This is a genomic window from Halobacterium sp. DL1, assembly GCA_000230955.3.
Lineage (GTDB): Archaea > Halobacteriota > Halobacteria > Halobacteriales > Halobacteriaceae > Halobacterium.
Map to the genome: position 1 here is coordinate 2,534,781 of CP007060.1, position 21,757 is coordinate 2,556,537.

Sequence of the window (21,757 nt, forward strand, 5' to 3'; positions counted from 1 at the left end):
ACGAAACTGATACCGCTTGCACACGTTCTCCTACGGGATGCCCTCCCTCGGAATCGTCGTTCCAGCCTACAGCCCGAACGTCCAGGTGCTCGTCGAGTACCTGCAGTCGCTCCGCGAGACCCTGGACCCCGAGCGCCTCCACGTCGAACTCGACGGTGGGCGGACGGAGACAGTCGAGCGCGTCCGGGATGCGGGTGCGACGGTGAACAACGCCTACCGACGACGCGGCAAAGGAGCGGCCATCACCGCCGGCTTCGAGGCACTGGAGACCGACGTGCTCGCGTTCGCGGACGCCGACGGCAGCACGGGCGCCGACTCGCTGGGCGACGTCGTCGCGGCCGTCGTGGACGGCGGCGCGGATCTGGCCGTGGGCTCCCGGCGCCACCCCGACGCGGAGGTGACGAGCCACCAGACGTTCGCCCGCCGGTTCCTCGGCGACGGGTTCGCGTGGCTCGCCGGCAACCTGCTCGCGGTCGACCTCTACGACTACCAGTGCGGCGCGAAGGCGCTCACCGCCGGGGCCTGGCAGCGCGTCCGCGACCACCTCCACGAACCCGGGTTCGCGTGGGACGTCGAACTGGTGGCGATGGCCGGCGCGCTGGGGCTGCGCGTCGCGGAGGTGCCACTGGTCTGGGAGGACAAACCCGGTTCGACCGTCTCGGTGGTCCGGACGCCGGTGGAGTTGTTGGAGACGCTGGTGGCTGCCCGCCACCGCGCGAAGCGACTCGAGGACAGTCGACTCCACGAGGCCATCGCCGCCCGGCGCCAGGAGTCCGCGGCCCTCGTCGAACGAAACCATGAGTAGCGGCGACCGCCTGCGGGGCGTCGTCCCCGAGCGCTTCGACTCGCTGGTGTCGGGCGCCCGGTTCGGCCAGTTCGTCTCGGTCGGCGTCGTCGGCGCGGTCAGCGACAACGCAGTGCTGGCGGCGCTCCGGCTCGGCGCCGGCGTGCCGGAGATGTGGGCGAAGGCAGCGGGCGTCGAGACGGCCATCCTCGTGATGTTCCTCGTCAACGAGCACTGGACGTTCGCGGGGGAGGGCGCCACCGGGCGCAAGGCGTTCGCGAAGCGCCTCGGAAAATCCCACCTCGTGCGCTCGGGCGGCGTCGCCGTCCAGCTGGCGGCGTACTGGCTGCTCACGCAGCGGCTCGCCGTGACGCTCGTCGTCGCCGGCACCGACCTCTGGTTCCTCGCCGCGAGTCCGCTCGCCATCGCGGCGGCGATGCTCGTCAACTACGTCTTCGAGAGCGTCTTCACCTGGCAGGTCCACCAGGACGATCCGGCGTAGCCGTCGGGTCGGGTGGCCGACCAATCAGCTATGTCTCACGTCCGCGGTGAGCTTTTCCGGGTGTCGACAGTAGCAGACCCCATGGACGAACGAGCGGGCATCGGTGACGTCGGGTTCTGGGCAGACGCCGACGGCGCCGAGGCGCTACAGCACTACCGAACGCTCGTGAACCTGGTCGACGACGGCATCTACCAGCTAGACGCCAGCGGGCGGTTCGTCGCGGTGAACGACGTCATCGTGGACCTGACGGGGTACGACCGCGAGGAGCTCATCGGCAACTCCGTCGCGCTGCTGCTCGACGAGGACGACTACCGGCACATCGAGCGCGGGATCGTCGAGCAGCTCGCGACCGACGCGGGGCAGATGCAGACGTTCGAGCTGACGGTGGAGACGGCCGACGGGACGCTGATTCCGTGCGAGCTCAGGGTGAACCTGCTCGTGGAGGACGGGGAGTTCCGTGGGACCGTCGGCGTCGCCCGCGACATCAGCGCGGAGGAGCACGGCCAGGAGCTGCTGCGCAAGCAGCGCCAGTACGACGCCATCTTCAACGACCCGAACATCCTCGTCGGGCGTCTGGACCCTGACGGAACGGTGCGGGACATCAACGAGACGGCGATGGAGTACATCGACGCCGACCTCGCCGACGTCGTCGGCGAACCGTTCTGGGAGACGCCCTGGTGGGGTCGCGGGAACAGCGTGGAGGCCGACGTCCGGGAGTGGGTCGAGCGCGCGGCCGCCGGCGAGTACGTCGACTTCGAGGCCGACATCGCCAGCCTGAGCGGGGAGGCCCGCACCGTCAGCGGCTACTTCCGGCCCGTGACGGACGACGACGGCGAGGTCGTCTCCCTCATCGTCTCCGACCGAGACGTCACCGAGCGCCAGGCCCGCGAGCGCGAGCTCCGGGAGGTCGAGCGGCGATTCCAGACCCTCGTCGACAACTACCCGGCGGGCGGTGTCTCACTGGTCGACGAGAGCCTCCGCTACGTCATGTTCGTGGGAACACCAGGTGGTAACGCCGGCCTGACGAGAGACGACCTGGAGGGAGAGCGCATCTCGGACGCACTGCCGGAGGCGGTCGCCGACGTCGTCGTCCCCTACTACGAGGCTGCGCTCGACGGTGAGAGCACCGAGGTCGTGGAAGCCATCGGGGACAGGGCGTACCAGCTACACTTCGTCCCCATCCGGGACGACGACGGCGGCGTCACGAGCGTGATGGGGATGTCCCAGGACATCACCGAGCAGACGGAACGCGAGCGGGACCTGCGCGAGGCGAAGGCACAACTCGAGGCGGCGACGGAGGCCGGCGCGGTCGGCACCTGGGAGTGGCACGTTCCCGAGGACCGGTTCGTCGCGGGCGCGTCGTTCGCCCGAAAGTTCGGCGTCGACCCGGACGCCGCCCGTGAAGGTGTGCCCATCGACCGGTTCGTCGCGGCAATCCACGAAGACGACCGCGAGCGTGTCGAACGGAAGATCGACGCGGCGCTCGAGTCCTGCGGGGAGTACGAGGCCGAGTACCGCGTGCAGAACGCCGACGGGGAGTGGCGGTGGGTGGTCGCCCGCGGCCAAGTCGAGTGCGACGAGGACGGCGACCCCGTCACGTTCCCCGGGGCCGTCACCGACATCACGGAGCGCAAGCGGGCAGAGCTCGAGCGCCAGCGGACGAAGCAGGAGCTGGAGACGATCTTCGAGATTCTGCCGGTCGGCGTGATGGTGGCGCGCGCGGACGGCCACCTCGAGCGGGTGAACGAGGTCGCGACGGAGATCTGGGGCGGGGAGGTGTATCCGGCAGAGGACCAGAGCGACTACGACGAGTACCCGGGCTGGTGGGCCGACACCGGCGAGCGCGTCGGGCCCGACGAGTGGACGATGGCGCGGGCCCTCGAGGGCGAGGCGGTCGACGACCCCGACGTGTTCGAGATCGAGTCGTTCGACGGCGAGCGCAGGACGATCGAGGTCCGCGGGAAGCCGATCACGGACGCCGACGGCGAGGTCACCCGGGCGGTCGTCGCGTTCACCGACGCCACGGAGCGTCGGGAAACCCAGCGCAAACTCGAGGAGTCCAACGAGCGCCTCGAGCAGTTCGCGTACGCGGCGTCCCACGACCTCCAGGAGCCCCTGCGGATGGTATCCAGCTACCTGCAACTGCTCGAGAGTCGCTACAGCGACGAACTCGACGAGGACGCCGAGGAGTTCATCGAGTTCGCCGTCGACGGCGCCGAGCGGATGCGGGAGATGATCGAGGGGCTCCTGGAGTACTCGCGGGTCGAGACGCAGGGCGACCCGTTCGAGCCAGTCGACCTCGAGGACGTGCTCGCGGACGTCCGCGAGGACCTCCGCGTGAAAATCGAGGAGAGCGACGCCGCCATCCACAGCGACTCCCTCCCCCGCGTGCTCGGCGACCCGAGTCAGCTCCGGCAGGTGTTCCAGAACCTGCTGGCGAACGCCATCGAGTACAGCGGCGACGGGCCGCCGCGGGTCGACGTATCCGCCGAGCGCACTGGCGACCGGTGGCGACTCTCGGTCAGCGACCAGGGCATCGGCATCGACCCCGCCGAACGGGAGCGCGTCTTCGAGGTGTTCCAGCGCCTCCACAGCCAGGACGAACACGCGGGGACGGGCGTGGGGCTCGCCCTCTGCAAGCGCATCGTCGAACGCCACGGCGGCGACATCCGGGTCGACTCGGAACCGGGAGAAGGGACGACGTTCTCGTTCACGCTGCCGGCAGCCGACGACTGACCGCCGCCGGGGCGCGAGAAAATATACCTCAGTCGCGCGGGTGGGACCACTCCAGCGCCTCGCGGACCGCCTCCGTCCGACCGAGGAACGTGAGGTGGTCGCCGTGCTGCAGCGTGAAGTCCGGGTCCGGCACCTGGTTGTCGCCGTCGCGGCCGACGAGCGCGATGATGCAGCCGTTCGGGAGTTCGGCGTCGACCTCCTCGATGGTGCGGCCGACGAGGTCCTCCGAGGTCACTTCGACCTCCTGGACGTCGCCCGAGCGCCCGATCTCGGTCATCCAGTTGGCGAGCGCGGGGCGCTCGATGATGTTGTCGATGCCCCACGCGGTCGCCAGCGACGAGGAGACCGTCCGGACGCCGAGGTCCTCGAAGGCGTCGACGTTGTCCGGGTTGTTCGCGCGAGCGATGATGGTCTCGACGTCGAACTTCGACTCGGCCAGCTGGGCGACCAGCAGGTTGGCGTCGTCGTCACCCGTCGCGGCGACGACGATGCGGGCGCTGTCCGCCCCCGCCGACCGGAGTTCGTCGGTGTCCGTCCCGTCGCCGTGGTAGACGGTGAACCCCTCGTTCCGCGCTCGTTCGACCATCGATACGTCCCGTTCGACGATGACGACGTTCTCACCGCGGTCTTCGAGGCGCTCAGCGAGCGCACGACCGACGGTGCCGCCGCCGACGATGATGACACGCATTGGTATGACGTCGAGTGCTTCCGCGATGTGTCTTGCGAGACCGCCCTCGAAGACGACCGTCAGCAGGATGGTGAGGAAGACGATGCCGACGAGGAGGCTCGCCGCTGCCTCCATGCCGACGTTCTGGAGTTCCACGGCGAACAGCGTCGCGACCGACGCCGGGATGATGCCACGAGGACCGACCGCGCTCATGAACGTCCGCTCCGCCCACGAGTACCGGCCGCCGTACGTGGAGAGGTAGACGGCGATGGGGCGGACGATTGCCGCGATGACGACGACCGCCGCGAGCCCCGCGAGACCGAACTGCGTCAGGTCGTCGAAGGACAGCAGCGCCGCCAGCGCGATGAACACGAACGAGAGGACGACGAGCGTCACGTCGCCCTTGAACGACTCGATCTCCTCCTCGTAGGGGAGGTTAGCGTTGCCGAGCACCATCCCCGCCGTCGCCACCGCCGCGATGCCCGCTTCGCCGCGGAGCGTGTTGGCGGCACCGTAGGAGACCAGCGCGCCCGCGAGTACGATGAGACGGGCGCTCTGGGGTGCGTTCCCCCGCGAGAGGTCGACGTGGCGGAGCAGGTACCAGATGACGGCCGCGACGACCAGGCCGACCAGGACGCCGACGCCGAGCCGGGTCATGAAGTCCTGGAGCACCGCCATCGCCGGCAGGTCGGGGTTGACGACGACCTGGAACACGACGATGGCGAGGATGGCGGCCGTCACGTCGTTGACCACGCCCTCGGTCTCCAGGGCCGCGCCGACGCGGTCCCGGACCGGGACCACCTCGAGGATGGGCGTGATGACCGTCGGTCCGGTCGCAACCAGCAGGCTGCCGACGAGGAAGGAGACGTCCCAGCGGGCGTCCAGCAGGTAGTGGACGGCGAGTGAGGTGCCGACCAGCGAGATGACCGCCCCGATGGTGACGAGCCGGAGCGTCGCGCCCGGCGCCTCCCGGAGCTTCGAGGCCTTCAGGTGGAACGCTCCCTCGAAGACGATGATCGCGACCGAGAGCCCGACGACGCCCGCCAGCGGCTCCACGCCGCCGAAGGACTCGATGGTCACGACCCCGAGCACTTCCGGCCCGACGACGATACCAGCGAAGATGAGGAACAGGACGCTGGGCACCTGGAGTCGGTCCGCCAGCACCTGCGCCGCGACCCCGAGTGCGATGATGGTCGCGACGATGGGGATGATCGCCGAGCTCATGAGTTACCCTCCTGTGTCGGCATCGGTGGGGACTTGTCGAGGGGGCCGTATAAAGCGCGTGGGTTGCGGCCCGAACTGCTCTGTTTCGCCCGTCGCCGCTCGGGTTCGACTGGTCGCCGGCTACTCGTACATGTCGCCGATCTGGTCGGCGAACGCGTCGAGGATGTTCCGGCGCTTCTTCTTCATCGTCGGCGTGAGCATCTCGTTGTCCTCGGTGAACTCGGTGGGGACGAGCCGGAACTGCTTGATCTGCTCGTAGCGCTCGAACTGCTCGTTGACGTGGTCGACCTCCTCCTGGATGCGGGCCTTCACCCGGTCGTCGCGGCAGAGTTCGGCGTCGTCGGCGGGCACGTCGACGTCCTCGTTGTGCGCCCACCGGCGGACGCCGTCGAAGTTCGGGACCACGATCGCCGAGACGAACTTCTGCTCGTCGCCGACGACCATGGCCTGCTCGACGAGCGGGCTGGCGGCGAACGCGTCCTCGATGGGGCCGGGGGCGACGTTCTTCCCCGTCGACAGCGTGAGCAACTGTTTCGCGCGCTCGAGGAATCGAACGTAGCCGTCTTCGCGGATCTCGACCACGTCGCCGGTGCGGAACCACTCCTGGCCGTCCCGCTCGACGAACGCCTCCTCGGTGGCCTCCGGGAGCTCCCAGTAGCCGTCGAACACCTGCGGACCGCGGACCAGCAGTTCGCCCGCGCGGCCGGCGGTCCGCTCCTGCTGTTCCGGGCTGGCGACTGACTCGTCGAGTTCGAGGTCGGTGCCCGGCACCGGCGGACCGATGGTGCCGACCTTCGGCTCCTCGGCCGGGTTGACGGAGACCACCGGACTGGTCTCGGTGAGCCCGTACCCCTCCAGGATGGGGAGGCCGATGCCGTGGTAGAGCGCGCAGAGCTCCGGAGAGAGCGAGCCACCGCCGGAGATGAAGAACTCCACGTTGCCGCCGAGGGCGTCCCGCACCTTCTCGAAGACGAGTCTGTCCGCGACGGCGCGCTTCCCGCGGAGCACGAGGCCGGGGTCGTCGGCCTCGTAGTACTCGCGGCCAACGTCGACGGCCCACTCGAAGATGCGCTCTTTCGTCGGCGACTCGGTGGCTTGCTCGCGGACGGCGTCGAACAGTTTCTCGTAGACGCGCGGGACGCTGGTGCCGGACGTCGGCTGGACCAGCCCGAAGTCCTCCTGGAGGGTGTCCGGGGACTCCGCGTAGCAGACGTGGGCGCCCGAGGCGAACATCAGGAAGTGGCCGGCGAGGCGTTCGAGGACGTGGGCGAGCGGGAGGTAGGAGACGACGCGGCTGGTCTCGTCGATGCTCTGGCCGTCCTGCTTGTCGGGACGCGGCCCGAATCGCTTGCGGGACTGGTTGAGGTTCGCCCGGAAGTTCTCGTGGGTGAGCGTCACGCCCTTCGGCTTCCCGGTGGTGCCGGAGGTGTAGATGAGGCTCGCCAGGTCGCCGTAGTCCCGCTCGTCGATCCACGACTCGTAGGCGTCCCGGTCGTAGGCCTCGCGGCCGCGCTCGTAGAGGTCGGCCAGCGAGAGGGTGTCCGCGTCGGCGACGTGGTCCATCGTGACCACGAACTTCACCTCGAGGTCGTCCTCGACCTCGCGGAAGCGCTCCAGTTCGGACTCGCCCTCGACGACGACGCCCGTCGCGCCACTGTCGCCGAGCAGGTGTTCGACCTGCCGGCTACTCGACCCGGGGTAGACGGTGGTGACGGCGCCGCCCGCCGCGAGTACGCCGAAGTCGCACTGCGCCCACTCCATCCGGGTGTGTGCGAAGATGCCGACGCGGTCGCCCGGTTCGATGCCCAGCTCGCGGAACCCCGCGGCGAGGTTCCGCACGATCTCCCGCATCTCGCCGTAGGAGACGTTCGCGTAGTCGCCGTCGGGCGCGGGCGGGAGTACGTCCGGCGTCAGCGTCCGGTCGTAGATGCCGCCCTTGTAGCCCTGCGCGGGGCGGGCCGAGTGGCGTTCGGCCGCGTTCTCGAACATCCGTGGCAGGGTGTCCTCCACGGTCACCTCGTCCTCGTAGTTCTGCTCGGCCTCGCGCCAGTTCATGGGTATCCCTCTCACTCCCGGTTCTTAAGATAGTGGAGAACTCCACGAACGTTCATTTTCGTTTCCGCTTCCGCCTTGCGGTCGCCCCAGACCCCGGCGACCTCGTTGGTCGCCGCGAAGTGGTCGGCGGTGGCCGTCTCGCTGCCGCGTTCGACGACCTCCGCCTCGACGGCGTCGACCCACTCTCGCAGCACCTGCTCGTACTGCTTCAGCACGGCGTCCGTCTCCGCCGGCCCAGGACCGAAGTGCGCGTACAGCAGCACGTCGGGGTCGATGCGGCGGATCATCTCGACGTCCGTGACGCACTGCTCGAGGTCGAAGTTCGGCGGCGGACTCGTCTCCCGCACCTGCTCCTTTGCCGGCACCCAGATGCCGGCCGCGTCCGCGGTGAACACCGCGTCACAGGAGTGGTCCTCGTAGACGACCTGGTGGGGCGCGTGGCCGGGGGCGTGGTGGACCGTCAGCTCCCGGGAGCCCAGGTCGACGGTGTCGCCGTCGGTCAGTTCCACGATGCGCTCGGCGGGGACCGGCTGCGGGTCGGTGTAGAACTCCCACTGGTCGCCGACCGCGCGCTTGGTCCCCTCGACGAGGCGTTCCGGGTCGACGAGGTGGGGCGCGCCGACCTCGTGGACGTAGACCTCCGCGTTCGGACAGGCGTCGGCGAGGAAGCCCGCGCCGCCCGCGTGGTCGAGGTGGACGTGCGTGACGAGGATGGCCGCGAGTTCGTCGCGGCCGATGCCCGCCTCGTCGAGGGCCTCGAGGATGCGCTCGTAGTTCGTGCCGATTCCCGTGTCCACGACGGCGGGGCGGTCGGCGTCGACGACGTAGACGGAGCCGTACGCTTCGGTGTCGTACATCCCGGTGTCGACGTAGGAGATCCCGGGGCACTGCTCGACATCGAAGACGTCACCGATACTCATGTGTCAAAGCAGGGGCGGCCGCGGGCAAAAGCGTTCGCGTGGGAGAGCGGCCGAGGACCACGAACCGACCGCCCGACTGCTCGATGGCGGCGAGGCGGTCGAGGTGCGGGTAGAGGTAGCGGCTGATGACGGCGCCGAACCAGAAGCCCACGACGGGCGCGATGAGCCACCAGACGACGATCTCGCCGAGCACCGCGAGGTCGAGGGTGTCGGTCGCGAGACCGAGGCCGGCGATGGCCCCGACGGCAGTCATCGACGTGGAGACGGGGACGCCGTAGAGGTTCGCGACGGCCATCCCGAGGCCGATGAACCCGAGCACGACGATGCTCGCCTCGATGGTGAACGCCGACCGGCGACGAGGTCGCCGCCGAGCGTCGCGATGACCTTTCTGCCGACTGTCCACCCGCCGAGGAGGACGAAGAACGTCATCAGCGCCGCGGCGGTCGTCTTCCGGGTGACGCCCGCGCCGACCGGCGGCCCCCAGACGACGCCCGTCGACGACCCGCCGATGTTGAACCCGACGAACCCGGCCACGGCCAGGCCGACCAGCAGGAGGGTCGAAACCATGCCCGGCCGTTCGTATCCCCCGAAGTATAGATTCTGGGTCGGTCGTCGGCGGGACGCGGGGTTTGCCACGCCCTCCCGGGGATGCGACACGTTCTTGCCGCGTCCCGGTGAACCAACAGGAAAATGCTGAGCAGACAGTTCGTCCGGGAGCACCCAGAGGCGGTCCGCGACGCCCTCGCGAAGAAGGGCGTGGACGCGGACGTGAGCCGGATTCTCGAAGTCGACGAGGAGTGGCGGGAGCTGAAGAGCCGCGGGGACACGCTCCGCCACGAGCGCAACGAGGTCTCCTCGAAGATCGGCCAGCTCAAACAGGAGGGCGACGAGGAGGCAGCCCAGGAGGCCATCGACCGCTCGGGAGAACTGAAGGCGGAACTGGAGGAGGTCGAGGACCGCGCCGACGAACTGGAGGCGGAACTGGAGCGGAAACTGCTCACGCTCCCGATGATCCCCGACGACGACGTCCCTGTCGGGGCCGACGAGACGGAGAACGTCGAGCGGCGCCGCGAAGGCTTCGACGACCTGCGCGACCTCCCCGTGGAGGTCGTCCCCCACTACGACCTCGGGGAGGACCTGGACATCCTCGACTTCGAGCGCGGCGCGAAAGTGTCGGGCGGCGGCTTCTACTTCGCGAAGGGTGCGGGCGCTCGCCTCGAACACGCGCTCGTCCAGTTCATGCTCGACGTCCACCGCGAGCAGGGCTACGTCGACGTCTTCCCGCCCATCCCGGTGAACTCGAAGTCGATGGAGGGCACCGGCCAGTTCCCGAAGTTCGTGGAGGACGCCTACCGCGTCGGCGACGTCAACGAGGCCGACTACGAGGACGACGACCTCTGGCTGCTTCCGACCTCGGAGGTACCGGTGACGAACATGTACCGCGACGAGATTCTGCTCAGCGACGACCTCCCGCTGAAACACCAAGCGTACTCGCCGAACTTCCGGCGCGAGGCGGGCGAGCACGGCACGGAGACGCGGGGCATCGTACGAGTTCACCAGTTCAACAAGGTGGAGATGGTGAACTTCGTCGAACCCGAGGAGTCCTACGAGCGCTTCGAGGGTCTCGTCGACGAGGCCGAGGAGGTCCTCCGGCGCCTCGAACTCCCCTACCGCATCCTCGAGATGTGCACGGGCGACCTGGGGTTCACGCAGGCGAAGAAGTACGACATCGAGGTGTGGGCGCCCGGCGACGAGATGGACGAGGGGCCCGCGGAGGGCGGCCGCTGGCTGGAGGTCTCGTCGGTGTCGAACTTCGAGGACTTCCAGGCGCGGCGCGCTGGCATCCAGTACCGCCCCGAGCGCCACGAGTCGGCGGAGCACCTCCACACGCTGAACGGGTCGGGGCTCGCCATCCCCCGCGTGATGGTCGCCATCCTCGAGTACTACCAGAACGACGACGGCACCGTCGACGTACCCGAAGCGCTCCAGCCGTACATGAACGGCCAGGCGGTCATCGAGGGGACGCAGAAAGTCGGCGAGTCGGCGCTGGGCGACGGCGAACGCGAGGCGTGAGCAGCGAGACAACGAGCGAAGCGAGTTGTCTCGCTACAAGCGAGCGGGGAGCACCGCGACCCGCGTGGCCGACCGGAGGGAGGCCACGGACTGAGCGAACGCCTCGGAACGCGCGAGCGGCGAACGTAGTGGGCCGTGAGCGCCGCGGTAGCGAGTAACGCCGCGTCGGCGGCGAGCGAAACTAACCTGAAACTACACTCTTTCCGGTTCGTGCCGAACTGTGGAGGCGATGGCACGAATCCTACCAGCGAGGTGGCCGTAGATGGTCGACCTCGGCTACACGCTCTCCAGCGAGGAACACCCGCCGAACGACCTCGTCGCCGACGCGGTCCGCGCGGAGGACGCCGGCTTCGACTTCCTCGGCATCTCCGACCACTTCCACCCGTGGACGAGCCAGCAGGGTGAGAGCCCGTTCGTCTGGTCGACGCTCGGCGGCGTCGCCCACGCGACCGACGACATCCCCGTCGGCGTCGGCGTCACCTGCCCCATCATCCGCTACCACCCCGCGACCGTCGCGCACGCAGCGGGGTCCGTCGCCGCGATGCTGCCCGGGCGGTTCGCGCTCGGTGTCGGCACCGGCGAACTCCTCAACGAGCACGTCTACGGCGACCACTGGCCCGAGCACGCGGTTCGCCTGGAGATGCTCGAGGAGGCCGTCGACGTCATCCGGAAGCTCTGGACGGGCGAGCAGGTGAGCCACCACGGCGAGTACTACACCGTCCAGAACGCGCGGCTGTTCACGCTCCCCGAGGAGACGCCACCCATCCACGTCTCCGCGTACGGCGAGCGAACGGCGAAGGTGGCCGCCGACATCGGCGACGGCTTCTGGTGCGTCGGCCCGCAGGACACCGTCGAGACCTGGGAGCAGGCGGGCGGGGAGGGGCCGCGGTACACCCAGCTCCAGATGTGTTACGCTGAAACCGAGGAGGAGGCCGTCGAGACCGCCTACGAGTGGTGGCCGAACGACGCGCTCCCCGGCGAGTTGAGCGCCCAGTTGCCGACGCCGGTCCACTTCGAGCAGGCCTGCGAGATGGTGTCGAAGGAGGACATCCGTGAGGGGAGCATGGTCACCAGCCCCGACCCCGAGGACCACGTCGAGAGCATCCGGGAGGCCGTCGACGCGGGCTACGACCACGTCTACGTCCACCAGGTCGGCCCCAATCAGGCGTCGTTCGTCGAGTTCTACGAGGAGGAGGTGTTCCCCGCGCTCGAGGACGCCGGGCTGGCGTAGGTCCGCAGCCCGGTTATCTCGCCGTCGCCCACCTCGAAGACGTCGACGAACGCGAACAGTTCCCCCTCGGCGTCGAGCAGTCGGCCGCGAGCGGCGACGCCCTCCTGTCCCTCGTACACCGCGTCGACGACGTGCCGGGTGTCCGTCCGCGGCCGGTCGTCGCGCATGAACGAGACGAACGCCTCGCGGCTGGAGAACGTGCGGTCGGGGCGGACCTGCTCGAACTCCGCGGCGAGCAGCGCGGCGAGCGCATCGTACTCCCCGTCGTCGATGGCGTCGTAGTAGGCCTGGGCGAGGGCGGCGGCGTCCATACCGTGGCTGTGGGCGCGCCCCGCCAAGAAACCGAGGGCTGGAATCGGCATCCGCCACAACCGGTAGTGGGCGGACTGAAAGGGGCGGCACGCTCGCGCTTGCTTGTTCTCTCGCGACGCAAGGACCGCAGGCCGTCAGGCCGAGGACCACAGCGAGCGAGCGGACGCGAGCGTACCGGGGCTTTCTACGGGTTCTAGCGCCAATGCGAGCGGACGCGAACCGTTCTCGGGTCGGGGCGCTTTTGCCCGGTGGCCGACAATCGAACCCGTGGACCTCCACGTCAGGTACGAGGGCGACGACGACCCCGAGAAGTGCACGGCACGGAAGCTCGCGCGCTTCGACATGGCGACGCTCCACGAGTCGGCGCGAGCGACGCCCTACGGCGTGGTCCTCAACCCGCACGCCGAGCAGGCGCTGTCGCCCGCGGACGCCGACCACGCGAACCTCGTCGCCCTCGACTGCTCGTGGGAGACGGCCGGGCGCGCGATGTTCGAGATGAAAGGGGAACACCGCGCGCTCCCGTTCCTCGTCGCGGCCAACCCCGTGAACTACGGAAAGCCGTTCCAGCTCAACACCGTGGAGGCGTTCGCGGGCGCGCTCTGCATCCTCAGGGAGCGCGAGCACGCCGAGGAGATTCTCTCGAAGTTCCGCTGGGGCCACACGTTCCTCGAACTGAACGAGGAGCCGCTGCGCCGCTACAGCGAGTGTGTGAACTCCGCGGACGTCGTCGCCGTACAGGACGACTACCTGACCGACGAGGAGGCGGCGGACGCGGCCGAGGAACTGGAGGGTGACACGTGACGGGCGACCTCTCGGACACGTACGTCGCGGCGCTCCAGCACGACCAGGCGGACCTCCCGGCGGACGTCACGCTCGTGGGCGTGGTGCGTCGGCCGACCGGCTGGTTCTCGGCGGCCGTCGACGAGAACGTGCCGGCGGTCGCCCCGCCCGAGGAGTTACTGGACGACGCGAAGGCCCGCGAGGCCGAACTGGAGGGCGACGGCGTCGCTGACGCGGCGGCGAACCGGCGGGCGTGGGCAGACGTCGACTTCGCCGACCGCTACCGCGAGCACCTCGAGCGCGACCCGGAGGCGCAGGCTGCCGTCGACGCGCTCGCCGAGCGACTCCGGGACGGCGAGTCGCTGGCGCTGGTCTGCTTCGAGAACACCGACGAGAAGCGCTGTCACCGGACGATTCTCCGCGATCGGCTGGCTGCGGTACGCTAAGCGGTGGGCCGCACTCACAGCGTCGCGACGGGGTTTTTCCGTGCGTCCGCAGTAGCGCCGCGCATGGACGCACCGCCGACGAGCGTCCTCCTGCCGACGACGCGGTGGACGCCGGCCTGCGAGGAGGTAGCGACACAGCTCGGCCCGGAGGACGAACTGCTGGTCGTCTGCGACACCGAAACGGACCCCGTCGCCGAGCGGGTCGCCGACGAACCCGACCGCGTTCGGCTGGTGGTCGCCGGGGAGCCAGAGGGCTGCTCGGGGAAGGCCAACGCCGTCGCGGCAGGGATGGAGGCAGCCCGCCACGACCGAGTCGCCTGGACCGACGACGACTTCCACCACCCGCCGGACTGGCTCGACGGTCTCCAGGCCGACTACGAGCGCCACGGTCCGGTGTCCGAACTTCCGGCGTTCGTCGGGCGGGACCCGCTCTCGGTGCTCCTGGAGCCACTGTACGTGCTCGGCGGGACCGCCGGCGTCTACGCCGGGGACAAGGTGTGGGCCGGCGCCGTGCTGTTCGAGCGCGGCGACCTGGACGTCGACGCCTTCCTCGCGGACCTGCGGCGCACCGTCAGCGACGACGGTCTGCTCTCCGAGCACCTCGACGCGACCGCGCTCCGCCGGACCCGGCGGGTGGCTGTCGGCGGGTCCATCCGGGAGAGCCTTGAGCGACACGTCCGGTTCTCGAAGATAGCCTACATCCACGACCCGCGGGGGATGGTCGCAAGCAGCGTCGTGACCGCCGGCCTCGCGGCCGCCAGTCTGCTCGCGCCGCTGTACGCGTTCGTCGTGGCGGCGCTGCTGTTCTCTGGCCTGTACGCCGCGTTCGGCAACCGGCGCTGGACGGCGGTCCTCGCGTACCCCGCGATGCTCGCGTCGTTACCGCTGCTCGTGTACGCTCACGCCCGCCGGACGTTCGTCTGGGGCGGCCGGCGCTACCGCTGGCGGAGCAAGTTCGATGTCGAGGTGTCGTCCTGACCACCGCCTCGTTCCGAACCGCTTAAACGCGGCGCGGGCGAACCCGGTGGCATGACCGAGACCATCGAGGACCGGCTGCTGGGCAAGCAGATCTGCATGCGGTGCAACGCGCGGAACCCGAAGGACGCCGAGAGCTGCCGGAAGTGCGGCTACAAGAACCTCCGCCCGAAGGCCAAGGAGACCCGTTCGACGTAACCGCTACTCCTCCTCGCGCCACTCGTCTTCGAGCACCGCGTAGTACCGCACGTCGAGGTAGTCGCCGTCGACGAACACCTGGTCGCGGTGGGTGCCCTCCAGTTCGTAGCCGAGTTTCTCCCAGATGCGGGCCGACGCCTCGTTGCCCTCGAAGACGCGGGCGACGACGCGGTGGCGGCGGTGCTGGTCGAACGCGTACTGCGTGGCGAGCCGGCCGGCCTCCGTGCCGTAGCCGTTGCCCCAGTGCTCCTCGGCGAGGAAGATGCCGAGTTCCGCGCTCCCGTTGGCGTCGTCGACGCCGTGGATGCCGAGGCTGCCGACCGGGTCGCCGTCGACGGCGACGACGAAGTTCACGTTGCCGTTGTCCGCGCTCGCGCGCTCCTCGTACCACTCCCGCTCTTGTTTCTCCGTGAGCGGCGTCCGCATCCCGGTCGTCCGCCAGACGGCGGGGTCGTTGACGGTGTCCAGGAGGAACTCGACGTCGTCCTCCGAGACCGCACAGAGGTCCACGCGCTCACCTGAGACGAAGGGGCGTCCTGGCATACGAGAACAGAGGGAGAGTCCGGCCAAAAGGGTTCCCGTGGTCTGCCAGGCGTTCGCTAGGCTACTCGTCGGGGTACTTCGGTTCGCGGCGCTCGGCGCGCTCCAGCGCGCGTTCGACGACCGCCCGCACGTCGCCCTCGTAGACGCCGCCGTGTCCCGAGTACATCTCGGAGACCGACGCGGGCAGACGGTCGAGCAGTTCGCGGATGCTCTCGATCAGGCGGTCGCGGGACTGGCCGGCCATGTCCGTGCGGCCGAAACTCCCGTCGTCGAAGGCGCCGTCGTCGTGGACGACGACGTCACCGGAGAACAGCGCCGCCTCGGAGACGAACGAGACGTGGTCGGGGGCGTGCCCGGGCGTGAACACCACCTCGAACTCGTCGTCGCCGATGGTGACGTGGTCCCCGTCGTCGAGCGCGTGGGTCCGCAGCGGGTGGTCGTCGTAGGCGTACACGTCAGGGTCGAAGGCCTCGCAGACGGCCTCGAGTTGCTGGACGTGGTCGCCGTGCTGGTGGGTAAGCACCACTGCGTCCAGGTGGTCCGTGTGCTGGCGAATCTCGTCGACGACGCCGTCGTACGCGCCCGCGTCGACGAGCGTCGTGTGGTCGCCGGGCGCGAGGAACGCGTTGCAGGTGAACGTCTCGGCGTCGCTCGTGACGTGTTCCACGTTCATGGTGGGAGGGTGGCGCGCTGGCCCCTTAAACCGGCGGGAAATTTTAGTGGAACGCGGTCGTACCCACGAACATGGGCTTCGGGAGCTACGACGAATCCGAACAGGAAACCCAGTCTCTCGACTCCGAGGAGATCGACACCGAGGAGAGCCTCGACACGGGCGAGTTCGAACACGCGGGGGACGTGAGCTACGAGATCGGGGCGTCGAACGACGAACTGCTCGACCGCCTGCAGGACATCAAGGAACAGTAGCGCCGTGAAACCCGGGACGCGGGCCCTCGGGGTCGCCGAATCCTACCGGGGCGACAGCTCGACGCTCGCCGGAGCGGTGGTGCGGGCGTCCCGTGTCGTGGACGGTTTCTCGTTTTCGTCGTGCACGGTCGGCGGCACCGATAGTACCGACGCCGTCGTCGACGTCTACCGGCAACTGGACCGCGAGGACGTCCAGTACGTTCTCGTGTCGGGCATCGCGCCGGCGTGGTTCAACGTCGTGGACCTCCAGGCCGTCCACGAGGCGGTCGACCGGCCGGTGCTCTCTGTCTCCTTCGAGGCGAGCGAGGGGCTCGAAGACGCCATCGCGCGAGAGTTCGAGGGCGACGAGCGCGAGTGCCGCCTCGCGGTGTACGACGCCCAGCCAGACCGCGAACCCCTGGCGGTCAACGGCGAGCGGGTGTTCGTTCGCGCCGTCGGCTGTGAGAATCCGGCGGACGTGGTGCGGGCGTTCACCCCCGAAGGCGGTCGTCCGGAGCCATTGCGAGTGGCCCGACTGGCGGCGAGGGCGGCCGACGAGTACGCCCAGATGTCCGTGGGGCGTCCGGGCGACGACCACGCTTAACAGCGCACGCGTGGTAGCCAGGCCATGGACAGCATGGACGGCCTCGAGGTGACCGACTGCACGAAGTGCGAGGAACTCGTCGAGTCCCGCAGCCAGATCGTCAACGGGGCCGGCCCCGCGGACGCCGACGTCCTGTTCGTCGGCGAGGGTCCGGGCGCCAACGAGGACGAGCAGGGCGAACCGTTCGTCGGGCGCAGCGGCAGCGTCCTCGACGACGCGCTCGCGGACGCCGGCCTCGAACGGGCGGATATCCGCATGACGAACTGCGTGCGCTGCCGGCCGCCCGAGAACCGCGACCCGACGAAGGAGGAGCTGAATAACTGCCGGCCGTACCTCGCGCGCGAGGTGGAGCTCGTCGCCCCCGAGGTGGTCGTCACGCTCGGGAAGGTGCCGGGCGAACACCTCCTCGAGCGCAGCGTCGCGGTCACGAAGGAGACGGGAGACGTCGAGCGCGTCGAACTCGGCGGCGAGCCACGCGACGTGCTGCTCTGTCTCCACCCGGCGGCGACGCTGTACGACGCGAGCCAGAAGGAAGCGTTCCGCGAGACCATCGAGAAGGCGGCCACGATGGCCGGCGTCGAGGGCGGCCAGTCGCGGCTGGGCGAGTACTAGTTCTTCGGGTCGCCGCGACCGAGCCACTTGTCGCCGTCGAACAGACCCTTGACGGCGTCGACGATCGACGTGTCCTGGCTCTCGCCGGGACGGAGGCGGGCGCGGATACGCGAGGAGAGCAGTTCGACGCTGATGACGATGACCACGACCATCAGCAGGCCCGCGGCCGCCTGCGCGTAGGCTTCCGGCGTGCCGAACTGGATCTTCAGGCTGATGTACTGGCCGAGGCCGCCGGCACCGACGACGCCGAGGCTGATGGCGATGCGGGTGTTGATCTCGAGGACGTACATCGTCCACGCGATGAACGACGACGAGACCTGACTGAGCATCCCGAAAATGACCGTCTGTGGGCGATTCGCGCCCGTCGAACTAATGGCCTCGATGGGGCCGTCGTTGATCTCTTCGAGTTCGTCCGTGAACAGGCGGCCGAGGTTCCCGATGGTGTCCGTCGCGATGGCGAAAATGGCGGACTTCGGGCTGATGCCGAACAGCGGGATGTAGATGAGGATCCAGACGAGCGACGGCACGGCCCGGATGGTGGACATCGTGCCGCGGAAGATGAAGTTGAACGGGAACGGCGTGACGCGTTCGGAGCCGAGCACGCCGAGGAGGAGTGCGAGCGGGAAGCCCAGTACGGTGCCGGTGAAGCCGACGATGATGGTCATGACGGCTGCCGCGACGAGCACGGACCCGCTCGACTGGGTCGCTCCTGCGCTCTCGACGATGGTACTGGGGTGTGTGAGACTGTACCAGAGGCCGTCGAGACCGCTGATGCCCTGGTTCTTCGACGCGATCGTGAAGTCGACGAAGTCCGGGTTGAGGAACTCCGTGACGAAACTCAGCCAGATCGGGAACTGTCGGACCAGTTCTGCGACGGTGAACCCGACGTACCGCATCCCGAGTGCGGTCGCCCCCACTACGAAGAAGACGCCGAGTGCGCCGAGGATGCGTCGGCGGCGCTGTCGTCGTTCGATCCTGTCCTTGACTCGTTGGATGTCGCTCGATGCCATTGTCAGTTCCCCGTGATGTGTTCGACGCCGTGGTCGGTAGTGTCGCCGTCGCCGTAGTAGATGCGGTCGACGACATCCATCGTCAGTTCCTCCTTCCCGCCGTCGAAGACGACTTCGCCGTCCCGGAGACCGATGAAGCGTTCACCGAACTCGCGTGCGATGTTTACCTGGTGCAGCGAGACGATAGACGTGAGATCGCGCTCGGTCGCGGCGTCCTTCAGGTACTGCATCACTTCCTGTGCCGCGCGCGGGTCGAGGCTGGCGACCGGTTCGTCGGCCAGCAGCAGACCCGGGTCCTGCGTGAGTGCGCGAGCGATGCCGACGCGCTGCTGTTGGCCGCCGGACATCGACCCGGCGCGCTGGTCAGCCTCCTCCAGCAGGCCGACGGTGTCGAGGGCGTTCAGCGCCATCTCCTTGTCCGGTTCGTCGTAGTGCGTGAGCACGCTGTCGACCGTCTCGGTCCGGTTCAGCGCGCCCGTCAGCGAGTTCCGGTAGGCGCTCATCGACTCGACGAGGTAGTGCATCTGGAACACCATCGCGACGTCCGAACGGGTGCCACTGACCACTTCGTCGCCGATAGTGAGGGCCCCTTCGGTCGGCTGCGTCAGACCGTTGAGAATCCGGAGGAGCGTCGATTTTCCCGCGCCCGACGGCCCCAGCAAGACCACGAACTCGCCGTCGGGGATCTCGAATGATACGTCGTTCAGCGCCACCGTATCCTCGCCGTAGACCTTGGTGACGTCCGATGCGGTTACTGTCGCCATTCTCTCGTTCTTGTAAGGAGGTGGCCTGAATAGGCCAAATGTTGTGTTTTTCAGTTCCGCGACTGCGTTACTCGCCGGAGTCCTCGAAGACGTCCTCGCTGTAGCCCAGTTCCTGGGCCACGTCGATGACTGGCTGGTACGTGTCGACGCCACGCTCACGCACGCCGGAGAACCAAATGTCGTCGTCGGTGCCTTCCTCGCCGTCGGCACCGTAGTACATCTCGTCGGGCGCCTCCGTGAACGCCTCCGTGATCGTGTCCTTCTCGTCGTCCGAGAGCTTCGGACTCACTACGATGGGGGCGCGCGGGATGCCATCCTCGGAGGCGACCTCTCGGATGCCCTCCGCGTACTCGCTCTCGTCGCCCGAGGTGATGAAGTAGCCGACGCCTGCTGCGGCGGCCTGCTCGTTACGGAGTGCTTCCATTGCGGACGCGTGGCTCGACCAGTTCGGGTCGAAGTTCGCGCCTGCCGTGCTGCCGGGTTCGTCGGGGATCTCGAGACCCGCGTCCTTCAGCATCCACAGGGGGTACAGCGAGCCGGACGCCGAGAGTGCGTCGGCGAACGCGACTGTCTCGCCTTCGAGGTCGGACAGCGATTCGATGTCGGAGTCCTCGCGGGTGACGATGACGGACTTGTACGTCCAGCCGCCGTACGCCTCTCGCTGGAGGATGATGTCCGCCTTCTCGGAGTTGACGCCGAGCGCGGCCGCGAACGGCCCCGTCTCGGCGACGTCGGCAGTGCCGGAGTCGAGCGCGTTGAGTGCCGCCGCGTAGTTTGCGGCGTACTTGATGTCGATCTCGTCGACGGCGTCGATGGTCTCCGCGAGGCGCTCCTGGACGGGTTCGTACTGCGCCGTCATCTGGTCCTGTGGTTCGGTCGGCGACATCAGGAAGCGCACGTCGCCGTCGACGTACGGCTGACTACCGAACTGCCCGAGACATCCTGCCGTGAGACCGGCTGCACCCGCTGCGCCGGCCGCTTTGAGGAAGTTTCGACGGTCCATGGGGATACAGGCAAAAATTCGATAGAAACGTCAAAAGCTTTTCTATACCATCTAACGTCGTGTACAGACGACACAAAGGCGCTCGGGAGTGGTACGTACCGCCGGGTAGCGGAGGGGAGTTGGCAGACATCGTTCGGAGGGAAAGGGACTTGCAGCGGGTCGTCCTACGGTGAGCCATGAGCACGCCGCCACCCGAGCAGACGTCCGCCTCAGTCGTCGTCGTGGACTACGGCCTCGGGAACCTCCGGAGCGTCACGCGCGGCCTCGAGCGCGCGAACGCCGAGGTCTCCGTCGTCGACGACCCGGCGGCCCTCGACGACGCGGACGGCATCGTCCTCCCGGGCGTCGGCGCGTTCGGCGACGGCATGGAGAACGCCGGTCCGTTCCGGGACGCGCTCGTCGACGCCGCCGAGGACGGCCGCCCGCTGTTCGGCATCTGTCTCGGGATGCAGATGCTGCTCACCGAGAGCGAGGAGGCAGAACGGGCGGGGCAGGGCGACGCCCGCGGCCTCGACCTGATTCCGGGACGCAACGTCCGCTTCAAGGGTGACGTGAAAGTCCCGCACATGGGCTGGAACGACCTCGACGTCGTCCGGGACCACCCGCTCGTCGACGGGGTCGACGGGGAGTACGCCTACTTCGTCCACTCCTACTACGCCGAACTGGAGAGCGACGACCACGCCGTCACGGAGACGGAGTACGGCACGCGCTTCCCCTCCATCGTCGCCAACGACGAGGGCAACGTCTTCGGCACGCAGTTCCACCCCGAGAAGTCCGGCGAGACCGGACTCCAGATTCTCCGCAACTTCGTCGACATCTGCGCCGAGCAGTAGGATGAGCGACGCCTCCGTCAGGCGGTACCGGCCCGACGACGCCGAGCGCAGCGCAAAAGGTCCTTAAAGGAAATCCCGGACTTCGCTGTAGAACATGTCGTGGTGGTCGACCGCACCGACGCCCTCGGCGACATCGACAGCGAGGGCGTGCCAGCAGAACTCGTCGGCCGCGAGGTTGTACTGGCTGTCGCGGCAGGTGCAGCCGCCGTCCTCGATGATGTACTCGTCCTCGTGGCCGACGACGACGGTGAAGTCGTTGTACTGTTTGACGCGGCCCTCGCTGGCGGCCTCGATGGCGCGCTGGCCGCGGTCCCCGTGTTCGGCGAGGAGGCGTTCGGTGATGGGGGCGGAGAGTTCGCCTTCGTCGGCGAGTGACGCCCGCCAGTCGTCGACCTCGGGCACGCCCCCCTGTTGAACGGGCCGTGGTTTAGCCGGTTCGGTTGCACCAGCCGGAGTCCTTAATGATTATTAATGGCCTTGCCCACATACCCGCATTATTAATCATTAACTTTATTCGGCTCTCCGCCGCCTCTCCTGTCGTAGTGCTCCCAACCCACCGCCGCAGACGAACCAGCACCGCCC

General features: G+C 68.5%; 24 protein-coding genes. 13 read left to right on the plus strand and 11 right to left on the minus strand.

Annotation, left to right across the window (positions count from 1 at the left end):
• Positions 1-37 precede the first annotated feature (37 nt).
• The 3 genes from HALDL1_15185 to HALDL1_15195 all read left to right on the plus strand — a co-directional run bounded on the left by HALDL1_15185 (position 38) and on the right by HALDL1_15195 (position 4,022).
• Entirely contained in the window at positions 38-805 is a 768-nt protein-coding gene (locus HALDL1_15185; GenBank protein AHG04783.1) for a dolichol-P-glucose transferase, read from the plus strand.
• Positions 798-1,286: a sugar translocase gene (locus tag HALDL1_15190; GenBank protein AHG04784.1), complete on the plus strand. Its 489-nt coding sequence runs from the start codon at positions 798-800 to the stop codon at positions 1,284-1,286. The genes HALDL1_15185 and HALDL1_15190 overlap by 8 nt, the downstream gene beginning before the upstream one ends.
• Positions 1,287-1,367: 81 nt before the next feature.
• Positions 1,368-4,022, plus strand: a complete 2,655-nt coding sequence (locus HALDL1_15195) for a histidine kinase (protein ID AHG04785.1) — start codon at positions 1,368-1,370, stop codon at positions 4,020-4,022.
• A gap of 28 nt (positions 4,023-4,050) precedes the next feature.
• On the opposite strand, the gene HALDL1_15200 is transcribed toward HALDL1_15195, so the two are convergent.
• The 4 genes from HALDL1_15200 to HALDL1_15215 form a co-directional block, all read right to left on the minus strand.
• Complete coding sequence (locus tag HALDL1_15200) at positions 4,051-5,913, minus strand: potassium transporter (GenBank protein ID AHG04786.1); 1,863 nt, start codon at positions 5,911-5,913, stop codon at positions 4,051-4,053.
• A 120-nt stretch (positions 5,914-6,033) separates the two neighbouring features.
• On the minus strand, positions 6,034-7,968 hold the full coding sequence (locus tag HALDL1_15205; GenBank protein AHG04787.1) for a hypothetical protein: 1,935 nt from the start codon (positions 7,966-7,968) through the stop codon (positions 6,034-6,036).
• A gap of 11 nt (positions 7,969-7,979) precedes the next feature.
• Entirely contained in the window at positions 7,980-8,888 is a 909-nt protein-coding gene (locus HALDL1_15210; GenBank protein AHG04788.1) for a metallo-beta-lactamase, read from the minus strand.
• The gene (locus tag HALDL1_15215) at positions 8,875-9,207 is read right to left on the minus strand and encodes a hypothetical protein (GenBank protein AHG05401.1); all 333 of its coding nucleotides are present in this window, start codon (positions 9,205-9,207) and stop codon (positions 8,875-8,877) included. Before HALDL1_15215 ends, HALDL1_15210 begins: the two co-directional genes overlap by 14 nt.
• Positions 9,208-9,578: 371 nt before the next feature.
• On the opposite strand from HALDL1_15215, the gene HALDL1_15220 reads away from it, so the two are divergent.
• Entirely contained in the window at positions 9,579-10,961 is a 1,383-nt protein-coding gene (locus tag HALDL1_15220) for a seryl-tRNA synthase (GenBank protein AHG04789.1), read from the plus strand.
• A 262-nt stretch (positions 10,962-11,223) separates the two neighbouring features.
• Positions 11,224-12,192 (plus strand): luciferase, encoded by a 969-nt coding sequence (locus HALDL1_15225; protein ID AHG04790.1) that lies wholly within the window; start codon positions 11,224-11,226, stop codon positions 12,190-12,192.
• On the opposite strand, the gene HALDL1_15230 is transcribed toward HALDL1_15225, so the two are convergent.
• Entirely contained in the window at positions 12,144-12,503 is a 360-nt protein-coding gene (locus HALDL1_15230; GenBank protein AHG04791.1) for a hypothetical protein, read from the minus strand. The two genes, HALDL1_15225 and HALDL1_15230, sit on opposite strands and share 49 nt — an antisense overlap.
• Positions 12,504-12,771: 268 nt before the next feature.
• Between HALDL1_15230 and HALDL1_15235 the strand changes: the two genes are divergently transcribed.
• The 4 genes from HALDL1_15235 (at position 12,772) to rpl40e (ending at position 14,903) form a co-directional block, all read left to right on the plus strand.
• Complete coding sequence (locus HALDL1_15235; protein AHG04792.1) at positions 12,772-13,305, plus strand: hypothetical protein; 534 nt, start codon at positions 12,772-12,774, stop codon at positions 13,303-13,305.
• Complete coding sequence (locus HALDL1_15240) at positions 13,302-13,730, plus strand: hypothetical protein (protein ID AHG04793.1); 429 nt, start codon at positions 13,302-13,304, stop codon at positions 13,728-13,730. Before HALDL1_15235 ends, HALDL1_15240 begins: the two co-directional genes overlap by 4 nt.
• Positions 13,731-13,793: 63 nt before the next feature.
• Complete coding sequence (locus HALDL1_15245; GenBank protein AHG04794.1) at positions 13,794-14,708, plus strand: glycosyl transferase; 915 nt, start codon at positions 13,794-13,796, stop codon at positions 14,706-14,708.
• 51 nt (positions 14,709-14,759) lie between these two features.
• Positions 14,760-14,903 carry a 50S ribosomal protein L40 gene (gene rpl40e / locus HALDL1_15250; GenBank protein ID AHG04795.1) on the plus strand — a complete coding sequence of 48 codons (144 nt, stop codon included), beginning with the start codon at positions 14,760-14,762 and terminating at the stop codon, positions 14,901-14,903.
• Positions 14,904-14,906: 3 nt separating this feature from the next.
• Here rpl40e and HALDL1_15255 read toward each other — a convergent pair whose 3' ends face one another.
• Together HALDL1_15255 and HALDL1_15260 are read right to left on the minus strand one after the other, a co-directional pair.
• Positions 14,907-15,446, minus strand: a complete 540-nt coding sequence (locus tag HALDL1_15255; GenBank protein AHG04796.1) for an acetyltransferase — start codon at positions 15,444-15,446, stop codon at positions 14,907-14,909.
• Positions 15,447-15,507: 61 nt separating this feature from the next.
• Positions 15,508-16,119, minus strand: a complete 612-nt coding sequence (locus HALDL1_15260) for a metallo-beta-lactamase (protein AHG04797.1) — start codon at positions 16,117-16,119, stop codon at positions 15,508-15,510.
• 71 nt (positions 16,120-16,190) lie between these two features.
• Here HALDL1_15260 and HALDL1_15265 point away from each other — a divergent pair, with 71 nt between their 5' ends.
• From HALDL1_15265 to HALDL1_15275, 3 genes are read left to right on the plus strand one after another with little or no spacing between them, the layout of a single operon-like run.
• Complete coding sequence (locus HALDL1_15265; GenBank protein ID AHG04798.1) at positions 16,191-16,370, plus strand: death domain-associated protein; 180 nt, start codon at positions 16,191-16,193, stop codon at positions 16,368-16,370.
• 4 nt (positions 16,371-16,374) lie between these two features.
• Entirely contained in the window at positions 16,375-16,953 is a 579-nt protein-coding gene (locus HALDL1_15270) for a hypothetical protein (GenBank protein ID AHG04799.1), read from the plus strand.
• A 24-nt stretch (positions 16,954-16,977) separates the two neighbouring features.
• Entirely contained in the window at positions 16,978-17,565 is a 588-nt protein-coding gene (locus HALDL1_15275) for a DNA polymerase (protein AHG04800.1), read from the plus strand.
• On the opposite strand, the gene HALDL1_15280 is transcribed toward HALDL1_15275, so the two are convergent.
• The 3 genes from HALDL1_15280 to HALDL1_15290 form a co-directional block, all read right to left on the minus strand.
• Positions 17,562-18,575: a phosphate ABC transporter permease gene (locus tag HALDL1_15280; protein AHG04801.1), complete on the minus strand. Its 1,014-nt coding sequence runs from the start codon at positions 18,573-18,575 to the stop codon at positions 17,562-17,564. The two genes, HALDL1_15275 and HALDL1_15280, sit on opposite strands and share 4 nt — an antisense overlap.
• Positions 18,576-18,577: 2 nt before the next feature.
• Positions 18,578-19,339 carry a phosphonate ABC transporter ATP-binding protein gene (locus tag HALDL1_15285; GenBank protein AHG04802.1) on the minus strand — a complete coding sequence of 254 codons (762 nt, stop codon included), beginning with the start codon at positions 19,337-19,339 and terminating at the stop codon, positions 18,578-18,580.
• Positions 19,340-19,406: 67 nt separating this feature from the next.
• Positions 19,407-20,342 (minus strand): phosphate ABC transporter substrate-binding protein, encoded by a 936-nt coding sequence (locus HALDL1_15290; protein AHG04803.1) that lies wholly within the window; start codon positions 20,340-20,342, stop codon positions 19,407-19,409.
• Between the two features lie 176 nt (positions 20,343-20,518).
• Between HALDL1_15290 and hisH the strand changes: the two genes are divergently transcribed.
• Positions 20,519-21,175 carry an imidazole glycerol phosphate synthase gene (hisH, locus tag HALDL1_15295; protein AHG04804.1) on the plus strand — a complete coding sequence of 219 codons (657 nt, stop codon included), beginning with the start codon at positions 20,519-20,521 and terminating at the stop codon, positions 21,173-21,175.
• 63 nt (positions 21,176-21,238) lie between these two features.
• Here the strand turns inward: hisH and HALDL1_15300 are convergent, their stop codons facing one another.
• Positions 21,239-21,577 carry a hypothetical protein gene (locus HALDL1_15300; GenBank protein ID AHG04805.1) on the minus strand — a complete coding sequence of 113 codons (339 nt, stop codon included), beginning with the start codon at positions 21,575-21,577 and terminating at the stop codon, positions 21,239-21,241.
• Positions 21,578-21,757: the final 180 nt, after the last annotated feature.